Annotated in this window: 13 protein-coding genes; 6 read left to right on the top strand and 7 right to left on the bottom strand. The window is 55.5% G+C overall.

The genetic code is table 11. The features are described 5' to 3' along the window. Positions 1–50 precede the first annotated feature (50 nt). The 6 genes from galU to Z945_RS0108810 all read left to right on the top strand — a co-directional run bounded on the left by galU (position 51) and on the right by Z945_RS0108810 (position 7,330). On the top strand, positions 51–938 hold the full coding sequence (galU, locus tag Z945_RS0108835) for a UTP--glucose-1-phosphate uridylyltransferase GalU (RefSeq protein ID WP_025051743.1): 888 nt from the start codon (positions 51–53) through the stop codon (positions 936–938). Positions 939–967: 29 nt separating this feature from the next. Beyond that, on the top strand, positions 968–1,951 hold the full coding sequence (galE, locus tag Z945_RS0108830) for a UDP-glucose 4-epimerase GalE (protein WP_025051742.1): 984 nt from the start codon (positions 968–970) through the stop codon (positions 1,949–1,951). A 159-nt stretch (positions 1,952–2,110) separates the two neighbouring features. Continuing rightward, positions 2,111–3,151: a glycosyltransferase gene (locus Z945_RS0108825; RefSeq protein WP_161634085.1), complete on the top strand. Its 1,041-nt coding sequence runs from the start codon at positions 2,111–2,113 to the stop codon at positions 3,149–3,151. A 43-nt stretch (positions 3,152–3,194) separates the two neighbouring features. Continuing rightward, a complete protein-coding gene (locus tag Z945_RS0108820; protein ID WP_037970820.1) occupies positions 3,195–4,205 on the top strand; it encodes a glycosyltransferase family 2 protein in 1,011 nt (336 codons plus the stop codon). After that, positions 4,202–5,899, top strand: a complete 1,698-nt coding sequence (locus Z945_RS0108815; protein WP_025051739.1) for a DUF5927 domain-containing protein — start codon at positions 4,202–4,204, stop codon at positions 5,897–5,899. Before Z945_RS0108820 ends, Z945_RS0108815 begins: the two co-directional genes overlap by 4 nt. Next, on the top strand, positions 5,900–7,330 hold the full coding sequence (locus Z945_RS0108810) for a nodulation protein NodH (RefSeq protein WP_025051738.1): 1,431 nt from the start codon (positions 5,900–5,902) through the stop codon (positions 7,328–7,330). 4 nt (positions 7,331–7,334) lie between these two features. Here Z945_RS0108810 and Z945_RS0108805 read toward each other — a convergent pair whose 3' ends face one another. The 7 genes from Z945_RS0108805 to Z945_RS0108775 form a co-directional block, all read right to left on the bottom strand. Next, positions 7,335–7,799 carry a PTS sugar transporter subunit IIA gene (locus tag Z945_RS0108805; RefSeq protein WP_025051737.1) on the bottom strand — a complete coding sequence of 155 codons (465 nt, stop codon included), beginning with the start codon at positions 7,797–7,799 and terminating at the stop codon, positions 7,335–7,337. Positions 7,800–7,845: 46 nt separating this feature from the next. Further along, positions 7,846–8,409, bottom strand: coding sequence for a ribosome hibernation-promoting factor, HPF/YfiA family (gene hpf / locus Z945_RS0108800; RefSeq protein WP_025051736.1), 564 nt, complete (start codon positions 8,407–8,409; stop codon positions 7,846–7,848). 247 nt (positions 8,410–8,656) lie between these two features. Next, a complete protein-coding gene (lptB, locus tag Z945_RS0108795) occupies positions 8,657–9,415 on the bottom strand; it encodes an LPS export ABC transporter ATP-binding protein (RefSeq protein WP_025051735.1) in 759 nt (252 codons plus the stop codon). Beyond that, positions 9,415–9,909, bottom strand: a complete 495-nt coding sequence (gene lptA / locus Z945_RS0108790) for a lipopolysaccharide transport periplasmic protein LptA (protein ID WP_025051734.1) — start codon at positions 9,907–9,909, stop codon at positions 9,415–9,417. Before lptA ends, lptB begins: the two co-directional genes overlap by 1 nt. Before the next feature lie 4 nt (positions 9,910–9,913). Beyond that, positions 9,914–10,522: an LPS export ABC transporter periplasmic protein LptC gene (gene lptC / locus Z945_RS0108785; RefSeq protein ID WP_025051733.1), complete on the bottom strand. Its 609-nt coding sequence runs from the start codon at positions 10,520–10,522 to the stop codon at positions 9,914–9,916. 3 nt (positions 10,523–10,525) lie between these two features. Further along, complete coding sequence (locus Z945_RS0108780) at positions 10,526–11,488, bottom strand: KpsF/GutQ family sugar-phosphate isomerase (RefSeq protein WP_025051732.1); 963 nt, start codon at positions 11,486–11,488, stop codon at positions 10,526–10,528. Next, positions 11,485–12,099, bottom strand: a complete 615-nt coding sequence (locus Z945_RS0108775; RefSeq protein ID WP_025051731.1) for a ribonuclease D — start codon at positions 12,097–12,099, stop codon at positions 11,485–11,487. The genes Z945_RS0108780 and Z945_RS0108775 overlap by 4 nt, the downstream gene beginning before the upstream one ends. Positions 12,100–12,127: the final 28 nt, after the last annotated feature.

Below are 12,127 nucleotides of genomic sequence, written 5' to 3'. Positions count from 1 at the left end.
AAGTAAGAACGTGCGGCTAACGCATGTAACAGGCAGGATTGAGACAACAGATGCGCAAAAAAGTAACCAAAGCGATTTTTCCGGTGGCCGGCATGGGCACGCGATTTTTGCCTGCGACCAAGTCAGTACCCAAGGAAATCATGACGCTCGTGGATCGCCCTTTGATCCAATATGCGATTGATGAGGCCCGTGCAGCAGGAATCAAAGAGTTCATATTTGTCACGTCGCGGGGCAAAGGCGCGCTTGAGGATTACTTTGACCTCGCGCCGCAATTGGAACAAGAGCTGCGCAAGAAGGGTAAAAAAGAGCTTTTGAATATTCTCAAAAGCACGAACATGGACAGCGGTGCCATTGCCTATATCCGCCAGCACAAGGCGCTGGGCTTGGGTCACGCGGTATGGTGCGCGCGGAGATTGATTGGCAATGAGCCATTCGCCGTGATCCTGCCTGACGATGTGATCGCCGCCGAGAAACCATGCTTGCAGCAGATGGTCGAGGCTTATGCCGAAACCGGTGGCAATATGGTCGCCGCGATGGAGGTCGCGCCTGAGCGTGCCTCGGCCTACGGTATGCTCGATATTTCTGAACAGAATGGTCAGTTGGCCCGGATCAAGGGTATGGTTGAAAAACCCAAGATGGAAGATGCGCCATCAAACCTTGCGGTGATCGGGCGCTATATCCTGTCGCCCAGCGTTCTGCAGAACCTGAACAAGATGAAGTCCGGTTCGGGCGGCGAGATCCAGTTGACCGATGCTATTGCGCAGGACATCGAGAAAGAAGACAACGTCTATGGCTACCGTTTCCGTGGTCAGCGGTTTGATTGCGGCTCTAAATCGGGGTTTTTGCAGGCAACCGTCTCATTTGGTTTGGCGCGGGAAGAGCTTCGGGACGATTTGAAGACCTACCTGCAAGGCCTGATGCTGGATGATGCGGGTTAATGTGCCGCCAGCGCACACCGGGGTAAGCGATGAGTAATGTTCTGGTCACAGGCGGTGCGGGGTATATCGGGTCACACGCCTGTAAAGCCCTGCGCGCGGCCGGGTATACGCCCGTTACCTATGACAGCCTCGTCACGGGGTGGCGGGATGCGGTCAAGTTCGGACCCTTTGAAAAGGGGGATCTGCTTGATAGAGCCCGACTAGAGACTGTTTTTGCCCAATATGAACCCGTCGCCGTGGTGCATTTTGCAGCGCTGAGCCTTGTGGGTGAGTGCATGCAGGATCCGGGTCTGTATTGGCGCAATAACGTCGCAGGATCGCTGAACTTGATTGAAGCGGCTGTCGCATCAGGCTGCATGAATTTCGTCTTCTCATCGACCTGTGCGACTTATGGCGACCAAGACAACGTGGTGTTGGATGAGAACAGTCCACAACAGCCCATCAACGCCTACGGAGCTTCGAAGCGCGCGATCGAGGATATGCTGCGCGATTTCGAGGTCGCGCATGGATTACGGCATGTGATCTTTCGCTACTTCAATGTTGCCGGTGCCGATCCTGAAGGCGAAGTGGGCGAGTTTCACCGCCCCGAAACACATCTCGTGCCGCTGATGCTGGATGCGTTGGACGGCAAGCGCGAGGCGCTTGCAATCTTTGGCACCGATTATGATACACCTGACGGCACCTGTATCAGAGACTATGTTCACGTCTGCGATCTGGTCGATGCCCATATATTGGGTCTGAAATGGCTGCAGGACGGCAAGGACAGTCGGGTGTTCAATCTGGGCACGGGTGATGGTTTTTCTGTTCTCGAGGTGTTGGAGCAAAGCCACGCGGTGACCAACCGTGCCGTCCCCTATACCGAAGGTCCGCGCCGTGCGGGTGACTGCACCAAGCTTGTGTCTGGGTCACAACGCGCGGTCAAAGAGCTTGGTTGGAACCCGCAGCGGTCGACCATGAAGCAAATGATCACCGATGCTTGGAGATGGCATCAGTCAGGCCATTACGAGGATTAAATGACACCTCCCCGCCTTCTTGACCTGACCCGCAGCCTGCGCCGCGCTGGTCGTATGGCGACGGGGGTGGATCGGGTTGAACGGGCCTATCTTGATCACTTCATTGCAGATGAGGTTCCGGCCTACGGGCTGATGCGCACGTCACTGGGTTACGTTCTTTTGGACAAGACCGGTCTGCGCGGGTTTCGTGGCGCGCTCATGGGGTTGCGCGAATGGCCGGTGCCGGACCGCCTTTCGAAAGTCTCTCGAGGGAGAAACAAGGCTCTAACTCAGGCCGAAACGGAGATACGGCAAACGAGCCTCGCCCGGTCTTTGCCAATTGGTTTGCGTCGCATGTTGGCGGCAAATCTGGGTTCTGGTTTTACCTACTACAATGTCGGGCACAGCAACCTTACCCAGCGGGTGATGCGCAGCACCAAGGCCGCGGGAGGCCGGGTTGAGGTCCTGATCCATGATGTCATTCCGCTGGAGTTTCCTGAGTACCAAAGACCCGGTACCGTGAAGCCGTTTGCCGACAAGCTTGATCGGGTACGGCGTTATGCAGACCGGATCATTTACAACTCCGAAGACACCCGCGTTCGCACCCAGGCGGTGCTACAGGCGCAGGGGCCGATGCCGCCGTCAATTGTTGCGCATCTGGGAACAATCGATCCTGTCGCGGATGTCTCTGCCTTGCCTGAAGGGTTGCTGCCGAACCGGCCCTATTTCGTAACAGTCGGTACAATCGAACCGCGCAAGAACCACGCATTCCTGCTAGATTTATGGGATGAAATGGGGGCAGATGCACCGCCGCTTCTGATCTGTGGCAGCCGCGGCTGGAACAACGAAACAGTTTTTGCCCGCCTCGACGCCTTACCGCCGGATGGCCCCGTTCAAGAGATATCCGGGTTAACAGATCCGGCGTTGAATGCGCTTATCAAGGGCAGTGCGGGCTTGCTTTTCCCCAGCCACGCAGAAGGCTTTGGTTTGCCTCCTGTTGAAGCGCTGATGTTGGGAACGCGTGTTTTGTGCAACGATTTACGGGTGTTGCACGAGATTCTCAGGGAATACGGCACTTTTTCCCCTGTTTTTGATAAGGAAACTTGGCTAAACACTATTAAGTGCTGGGAAAATACGCCGCCGAACATCGACGAAAAGCAGAAATTCGTTGCACCTGATTGGTCTACTCACTTCAAGACCGTGTTAAGGTTAAGTTGTTAGTGCACATAATGAGCGGTGTAATCCCTAGGGTAGAAGGTGGTGTTTGGGCATTTTTCGGTCATATGGGCTGAGGCTCCAACGGAAGCGTTGGCGCATACGGGCTTTCCGTAAGCGACGTGAACTCAAGCGGGTGGCGAACCGAACGGGACAGATCCGTTCGGACGACCTTTTGCTGTTCTGTACCCAGCGCAATGAGAAAATCCGCTTGCCATATTTTCTGGAATACTACCGCCGCATGGGCATCGGTCATTTCTTTTTTGTGGACAATGATAGCGACGATGGCTCCCTCGCGTATCTGGCCGACCAACCTGATGTTTCGGTTTGGAGCACACGGTCGAGCTATAAACGTGCGCGTTTCGGTGTGGATTGGCTGAACTGGCTGCAAATGAAATATGCCCACGGCCATTGGGCGCTAACGGTTGATCCGGATGAGTTTTTGGTGTTTCCGTTCTGCGATACAAGGCCGCTGCGTGCCTTGACCGACTGGCTTGATGCGTCTTCGATCAAATCCTTTTCCGCGATGCTTTTGGATATGTATCCCAAGGGCCGGTTGGATGATCAGCCCTATCAGGCAGGCCAGAACCCGATCGACATTGCTTGTTGGTTTGACAGCGGCAACTACACGATCTCGCGCAACCATCGGTTTACCAATCTTTGGATCCAAGGTGGGCCGCGCAGCCGTGTGTTCTTTGCTGATGCGCCGGAAAAGGCGCCGGCGCTGAACAAAGTGCCCTTGGTCAAATGGGACAGGCGTTATGCCTATGTCAGCTCCACCCATATGCTGCTGCCGCGGGGCTTGAATCAGGTCTATGACGAATGGGGCGGCGAAAAAGCATCAGGTGTGCTGCTGCATGCAAAATTCCTGGATACCTTTGGCACCAAAGCTTCCGAGGAGCTAGAGCGCAATCAGCACTACGCGGGTTCGGTTGAATACAAAGCCTATGCAGAGCGTTTGAAAGACGATCCGCAGCTATGGTGCAAGTGGTCAGAGCGGTACATCAACTGGCGACAGCTTGAGATTCTGGGGCTCATGTCCAAAGGAAACTGGGCATGACCGTCGGGATCGTCATGTTGGTCCATACTGCTCTGGGCCGGGCAGAGCAGGTGGCACGCCATTGGTCTGCAGCAGGCTGTCCCGTTGTCATTCACGTCGACAGCCAGGTATCGCGCAAAACCTACGAAACCTTTGTCCTCGCGCTGAGTGATCTGCCAGACGTAATTTTCAGCAACAGGTTCCGCTGTGAGTGGGGCACTTGGGGGATCGTGCAGGCAACCCAAACCGCATCAGAACTGATGTTGGCCAAATACCCCAAGATTAGACACGTTTATTTGGCCTCCGGTTCCTGTTTGCCGCTGCGTCCGGTGCAAGAGCTGTTGGATTATCTCGAAGACCGCCCCCACACAGATTTCATTGAAAGCGCCACCACTTCCGAAGTGCCCTGGACCGTGGGTGGGCTGGATGCGGAGCGGTTTACCCTGCGTTTCCCTGTTTCCTGGAAGCGTAATCGCTACCTCTTTGATTTCTTCGTGAACATTCAGCGCCGCTTTGGCATGAAGCGCAAGATGCCAAACGGGATCACCCCGCATATGGGGTCGCAATGGTGGTGCCTCTCGCGCCGGACCCTTTCGGCAATCTTGCAAGATCCGGAGCGACGGACCTATGATCGTTTCTTCCGCCATGTCTGGATTCCCGATGAGTCCTACTTCCAGACCCTTGCGCGGCAGTACTCCAGCAAGATTGAAAGCCGGTCACTGACCCTGTCCAAGTTCGACTTTCAGGGCAAGCCGCATATTTTCTACGACGACCACCTGCAATTGCTACGGCGGTCCGATTGTTTTGTCGCACGCAAAATCTGGCCCTATGCAGATCGGCTGTACGAGGCGTTTTTGACCGATGCCGCGGGCGCGATGAAGAAAACAGAGCCTAATCCGGGCAAAATCGACCGTATCTTCTCAAAGGCGGTCGAACGTCGGACGCGGGGCCGGTCGGGTTTGTATATGCAAAGCCGCTTTCCAAACGAAGATTGGGAGAATGGCGTTACGGCGGCACCCTATTCCATGTTCCAGGGCTTTGCAGAACTGTTCGAGAATTTCGAGCCTTGGCTGGCATCGGCTACCGGTGCGCGGGTGCATGGTCATATCTTTGCGAAAGACCGTGTGCATTACGCAGATGGTCATACGGCGATCAACGGTGCGCTGTCTGACAGTCCGATCCTGCGGGATTACAACGGTAAGGGGTTTCTGACCAATTTGATTTGGAACACACGTGGTGAACGGCAATGCTTCCAGTTTGGCCCGGCGGACAATCAGGATGTATGCTGGCGTGTCGCAAAAGACCCTAATGCGCAGGTTTCGGTGATTACGGGGGCTTGGGCTGTGCCGCTCTTCCGGTCAAATCTGGATTTCGCCGAGATCAGGGCGATTGCTGCTAACCTGCAAAAGGTCGAAAGCGAACATATGGATATCCTGCGCTCACCCTATACCAAAGCGCGGGTGCGTATCTGGACGATGGCCGAGTTTATCGAAGCGCCGATGGAGCCGCTGCAAGGTATCCTGGACGAGATTGGGCGTACCAAGCTGCGTCGCCTGTCCGAAGCGCCCAAAATGGTTGATCTGTCTGGTTTTGGTCAGTTCCTGCAGAACCTCAAGAACCAAGGCATGCATCCCTATCTGATGGGTGATTTCCCGGTTGAACGTGGTGTTGAAAATGCCCCTAAAGCACAGCGCAAACCTTATCTGGTGCAATAGATGAAAAGCACGAAATTCCAGAGCTTTGTTGTTTTTGCTGAGATGCGCACCGGCTCGAACTTTCTTGAGGCGAACCTGAACGCGTTCGAAGGGATCAATTGCACGGGCGAGGCTTTCAATCCGCATTTCATGGGCTACCCGAAAAGTGACCCGATTCTTGGTGTTGATCTGAAAACACGCGATGCAGATCCTAAGGTGCTGTTGACGGCGATCCGGAACAACACCGCGCGGCTTACCGGGTTTCGCTATTTCCATGATCACGATCCGCGGGTTTTCGACCCTATTATGGACGATGTCACCTGTGCGAAGGTAATTTTGACGCGCAATCCGGTCGAAAGCTATGTCAGTTGGAAAATCGCGCAAGAGACCGGTCAATGGAAACTGACCGATGTAAAAGCGCACAAAGTGGCGCAGGCTAAATTCGATCCCCGCGAATTCGCCGCGCATCTGGAGGCGTTGCAAGCATTCCAGATTGAGTTGATGAACCGGCTGCAGACTAGTGGGCAGACGGCTTTCTACGTGGCCTATGAAGACCTGCAAAGCGTTGAGGTGATGAACGGTCTGGCGAAATATCTGGGTGTTGATGAACAACTGGACGGGCTGGACAAGAGCCTGAAAAAACAAAACCCCAGTCCGGTCTCAGCCAAAGTCAGCAATTATGACGAAATGCTAAAATCCTTGGCGCAGCTGGACCGTTTTGATCTGACGCGAACGCCAAATTTTGAACCACGTCGCGGACCAAACGTACCTTCTTATGTGGCGGCACCCACATCTGCTTTGCTGTATTTGCCACTACGCAGCGGGCCGCAGGCGCAGGTTATGCGCTGGTTGGCTGATCTGGATGGTGGCACGCGCTCTGATTTGCTGACCAAGATGACGCAAAAAGACCTGCGTCAGTGGAAGCGCAAGCATGTGGGTCATCGCAGCTTTACGGTTCTGCGCCACCCGGTTCAGCGTGCCCATGATGCGTTTTGTCGCCATATCCTGCCGGTGGACAAAGGCAGCTATGTGCAGCTGCGCAAAACGATGATCCGGCGCTATAAGATGCCGCTGCCTGAAAACGGACCGGATCATACTTATGATGTGTCGGCGCATCGCACGGCATTCGCGGCGTTCCTGATGTTTCTCAAGGGGAACCTGTCCGGTCAGACGGCAATCCGCGTTGACCCGGCGTGGTGCACGCAGGCGCAGGCAATCATGGGATTTGGCGAAATTAGTCTGCCTGATCGCATCATCCGCGAAGCCGACCTGCCGCATGAGTTACCGGAGTTGGCCCAAATTGTTGGTAAAACAGATGTGCCAGCTGTGCCCGACGCGCCGGATGACCAACCCTTCGCCTTAAGCGATATCTATGACGACGAGATAGAGCAGCTTGCCGCTTCCGCGTACCAGCGCGACTACGTTACCTTTGGATTCGGTCGCTGGCGGTAAGCCCTTACGCGGCTTGCTCTGCCGTGTCTTCGGTCAGGATCGTATAAAGCGTTGACGCGTTCAGATTTGCACGCAACTTGTTGCAAATCGACGCGTTCCGCAGGGTGCGCGATACAAGCGCCAGCGCTTTCAAATGCTCCACTCCGGCATCGTCTGGTGCGAAGAGCGCGAACGCAAGATCGACGGGCTGGCGGTCAACGGACGAGAAATCAATCGGCTTGTCCAGAAGCACGAAGGCACCAACAACGTGGCTGATGCCTTCGATCCGCGCATGAGGCAAAGCAACGCCGTGGCCGACACCCGTCGGGCCAAGCGCCTCTCGGGTATTAAGCGCATCGACCACGTCGTCCGCATCCAAGCCATAGGCCGTCTGCACCAAATCAGCGATGTCTTGCATCAACCGCTTCTTACTGGAGGCGGAGGTCAAAACCTTAACGGCCTCCGGTGTGAGGAGCTTAGAAAATTGCATCCAGCCTGCTTTGCTTTTTGTGCGAGGTCACCCTCGCAGATATGTCCTATGGGTCGATCCAGCCAATATTACCATCATCACGACGGTACACGACATTCAAACCTTCTTTTCCCTCTTTGCGGAACACCAGAACCGGAGCACCTGCCAATTCCATTTGCATCACCGCTTCACCAACAGACAAGGTCGCAATCTTGGTCTGCATCTCTGCGATGATCATGGGCTGCAGGCTGTCGGGTTCCACTTCGTCTGTTCCGCCATCTGAGGCGAGGATATATGAGGAAGCGCCGAGCATTTCAACAGGTTCTGCACGGTCTTTATGATGATCTTTCAACCGTCGCTTGTAGCGGCGCAGTTGCTTTTCCATCTTTTCGTTACAGGCATCAAATGCACCATAAATTTCGGTGCTATGGGCCTTGGCGGCGGCGGTCAAACCGGTCGAAAGATGAACGGTCGCTTCACAGACAAACTCATGGCCGGACTTCGAGAAAATGACCAAAGCGTCCGTGGGCCGCTCCGCATATTTTTGCACGGCTGCGCCTAATTCATGCTCTACATGAGTTTGGAGCGCCTCGCCGATGTCGATTTGTTTGCCGCTGATTTGGTACCGCATATCGTCTCCTTGTACGTGTCATCTCATATCGCCCGCCCCCTATTCATTCGGGAGCAATGCGGTATCAGATGCGGGTAAGTGGCCCCGTGTTCAGATTGTTCAGGTCCGTGCCTTGGCGATAAGGCCTGTGCAGGATCAAACGGGAACTCGGTGTTGCCATGCCACAATGAGGCGCGAAAAGCCGTTGCAAGTCAATGGTCCGCACATCCTGTACAGCCAAATAAATCTGGCAGCTCTTTGCCAGATATTAAGAAATGCGAAAATTATCGCCCAGATAGACACGGCGCACGTTTTCGTTTTGCACCACCTCTTCGGGTGTGCCAGACATCAATACCTTGCCTTCGTGCAGGATGTAGGCGCGATCGACAATATCTAGTGTTTCGCGGACATTATGGTCGGTGATCAACACGCCGATACCGCGATTCTTCAGATCGGCAACCAGATGCCGAATGTCACCGACGGAGATTGGATCGACCCCTGCAAAGGGTTCATCGAGCAGCAGGTAGTTCGGGTTTGCAGCCAAACAGCGTGCAATCTCGACCCTGCGACGTTCGCCGCCTGACAGCGCCAGGGCCGGCGCACGGCGGAGGTGTTCGATCGAAAACTCCGACAGCAGCTCTTCCAGCCGCTCGCGCCGCTGGTGTCTGATCGGTACGGAAATATCAAGAATGGCCGAGATATTGTCCTGAACGCTCAATCCGCGAAAAATGCTCATTTCCTGCGGCAGATAGCCGATGCCAAGCTGCGCCCGGCGGTACATGGGTAGCAAGGTCACATCCTTGCCGTCCACTGTCACGGATCCGCCTTCGGGGGTGACGAGCCCGGCAACCGCATAGAATGTTGTGGTCTTACCCGACCCGTTCGGACCCAAAAGAGCGACAACCTCTCCGCGATCCAGATGCATGGAGAAATCGCGGATCACTGTCTTTTTGCGGTAGGATTTGCGCAAATGGTCAATGCGCAAACCGGCACTGCCTCCTGCTATGCTTAACTCAGGTGTCGTCATTAGTTGTCATCGCCGGTCTGGATGATGGTCTTGACCCGTCCCGCCATCTGTGCGGTACCGTCTTCCAGCTGCACGGTCATGCGGTCTGAGCTTAGCGCATTCGGTCCTTGGTCCAGCAGCACATTGCCCGTCATCACGATCACCCCGTCACCAATGGTGTAATCCGCCCGATCCGATTCGGCTGCATCCGGCCCGGAAACCAGAGTCACACCGCCGGTCGCCTCCATCCGTTCAATGCCCTTGTTTTCCTCCCGATAGACAACCAGCACGCGGGGCGCAGACAGCCGCATCTCACCCTGACCGATCAGCACATTCCCGGTGAAAATTGCCACTCCGGTGTCTTGATCGACCGAAAGGTTATCGGCGGTCACTTCAACCGGCAGGGTAGTGTCCTGTCGTAACGTGCCAAAAGCAACGTTGGTGCCTTGCGCCGCAACAGGGGCGGCGGCACATCCGAGAAACAGGGGTATAAGAAGGGTGCGTAGAGTTTTCACAGGGTCATTCTTCCTCGATATTCGGGACATATACCAGCTTCACACCTTTTGTGAAAACCAATTGGGCGGGTGCGCCCTGTTTGCCTGCGCTCAGCGTCATTGCGCCGGCGTCCAATGTGCCGACGGGGCCATCGCCCTGCACCCGTCCCGGCGACGTAACATCCAGTGAAGACATCTGGGTAATCATCCGTTCGCTTTCAAGTCGGTAACCGGTCGAGGTCCGGATGACGACATCGCCTTGCAGATCGGCGTTGTCTTGCTCGATGTTGAAGTTCCCGTGCAGAGCATTCAGCGTGACTTGCGTGCCGCCGATCAGGTCCATCGTCACTTCGACAGATTCAGCCGCATTGCTTCCGGTCATACCTTCGGGCGTGGTCAGCTTGTCGGCAGCAAACGAAATCTGATCGCCATCGGCCGTCACGGCGTAATAGATCGGGCCCGTCACCTGCTGATCACGCAGCCGCTCCTGTATTTCCTTGTCGGCAAAGGGAATCGCGGTTTCAGGGTCAATCGCGCGGCTGATCAGAAAAAGCGTCGATAGAAGCCCCAATGCCAGAAGCGGCAGAACCACTTTGAGCCAACCGACCAGCTGGGTATAGCGGTCTGTTTGCATGGGTTACCCCAGACCGACGCGCAGGCAGTCATGAATGTGCAGTAATCCGGCAGGATGGTCCGGCGCTGCTGGGTCGATCACCAATAGGCATGTGATCTTGCGGGCGTTCATCACGCCAACGGCCTTTTCTGCAAGGGCATCGGGCGCGATGGTCACGGGGTTTTTCGTCATCACGTCGGCGGCCTTCATCGTGAAAAGCCCTTCCATATGACGCCCCAGATCGCCGGTGGTGATGATCCCGGCTAGTTTGCCTGTCTTGTCCGTAACACCTGCAACGCCAAACCCTTTGCTGCCGATCTCGGTCAGCACTTTCGACATCTCGGTATCCTCGGTGACCAATGGCATCGCTTCGCCGGTATGCATCAGGTCACGCACAAGACTCAGCTGTGCACCAAGTTTACCACCCGGATGGAAGTTGCGAAAATGCTCTGCGGTAAAGGCGCGGTTTTCCATCAGCGCCACGGCCAAGGCATCGCCCATGGCAAGGGTCATCGTGGTGGAAGTGGTGGGCACGACCCCGGTGCCGCAAGCTTCGGCAACCTTTGGCAGCAACAGCACTACATCGGACTGACGACCCAACGTGCTTGCCGCACGGCTGGTCAGCCCGATCAGCGGAATATCGTAGCGGCGGGAATAGGCGATCAGGTTGCCCAACTCCGGCGCTTCGCCGGAATTGGAAATTGCGAGGACCACATCATCGGTAGTAATCATGCCCAGATCACCGTGACTTGCCTCTGCCGGATGTACAAATTGGGCAGGTGTGCCCGTGCTGGCCAATGTCGCCGCAATTTTATTGGCGATATGGCCGGATTTGCCGATGCCCGATACGATCACGCGCCCTTTGGTATTGCGCATCAGGTCGATGGCGGCACGGAACCGATCATCAAGCGCGTTCGCCAAGACATGAAGCGCGTCCGCTTCGGCGCGGATCACCCGTGCGGCGGTATCAAGGTATGGCGTGCTCATGCGTGGGCAAAGATATCTGTTTCCGGCCAGCCTTCCAGATCAAGACGTGCGCGCATGGGCAGGAAATCGAAACAGGCCTGCGCGATCTCCATCCGTCCTTCACGCTGCAACATCTCGTTCAGCTTGTCGCGCAATTGATGGAGGTAGAGCACGTCAGACGCGGCATAGTCGATCTGCGCCTGCGTCAGTTTGGCAGCGCCCCAATCACTGGATTGCTGCTGTTTAGAGATGTCGATGCTAAGCAATTCTTGAAGCAGCTTCGCCAATCCGTGCCGGTCCGTATAGGTGCGGATCAGACGGCTCGCGATCTTGGTGCAATAGACGGGTGCAGTAGTAGAGCCAAAAGTGTTCAGCATCGCGGCAATGTCAAAACGGCCAAAGTGAAACAGCTTGAGCACATCGGGGTTTTCGATCAAGCGGCACAGGTTCGGTGCCTCTGTCTGGCCTTTGGCGATCTGCACAAGATGCGCGTTCCCATCACCGCCCGAAAGCTGCACAACACATAGACGGTCGCGGTGTGGATGCAGGCCCATCGTCTCGCAATCAATGGCAACTTCAGGACCCAGATCAAGGTCGTCGGGCAGATCATTCTGATAGAGATAATTTGTCATGGCATCGCTATACCCTGCATCTCGCCTT

Source organism: Sulfitobacter noctilucae, from assembly GCF_000622365.1.
Taxonomy (GTDB): Bacteria; Pseudomonadota; Alphaproteobacteria; order Rhodobacterales; family Rhodobacteraceae; genus Sulfitobacter; species Sulfitobacter noctilucae.
This window is presented reverse-complemented; position numbering and strand designations above follow the sequence as displayed.

Coding starts and splice junctions, on each gene's coding strand:
- galU (WP_025051743.1), top strand. CDS start 51: ATGCGCAAAAAAGTAACCAAAGCGATTTTTCCGGTGGCCGGCATGGGC.
- galE (WP_025051742.1), top strand. CDS start 968: ATGAGTAATGTTCTGGTCACAGGCGGTGCGGGGTATATCGGGTCACAC.
- Z945_RS0108815 (WP_025051739.1), top strand. CDS start 4,202: ATGACCGTCGGGATCGTCATGTTGGTCCATACTGCTCTGGGCCGGGCA.
- Z945_RS0108810 (WP_025051738.1), top strand. CDS start 5,900: ATGAAAAGCACGAAATTCCAGAGCTTTGTTGTTTTTGCTGAGATGCGC.
- Z945_RS0108805 (WP_025051737.1), bottom strand. CDS start 7,799: ATGCAATTTTCTAAGCTCCTCACACCGGAGGCCGTTAAGGTTTTGACC.
- hpf (WP_025051736.1), bottom strand. CDS start 8,409: ATGCGGTACCAAATCAGCGGCAAACAAATCGACATCGGCGAGGCGCTC.
- lptB (WP_025051735.1), bottom strand. CDS start 9,415: ATGACGACACCTGAGTTAAGCATAGCAGGAGGCAGTGCCGGTTTGCGC.
- lptC (WP_025051733.1), bottom strand. CDS start 10,522: ATGCAAACAGACCGCTATACCCAGCTGGTCGGTTGGCTCAAAGTGGTT.
- Z945_RS0108780 (WP_025051732.1), bottom strand. CDS start 11,488: ATGAGCACGCCATACCTTGATACCGCCGCACGGGTGATCCGCGCCGAA.
- Z945_RS0108775 (WP_025051731.1), bottom strand. CDS start 12,099: ATGACAAATTATCTCTATCAGAATGATCTGCCCGACGACCTTGATCTG.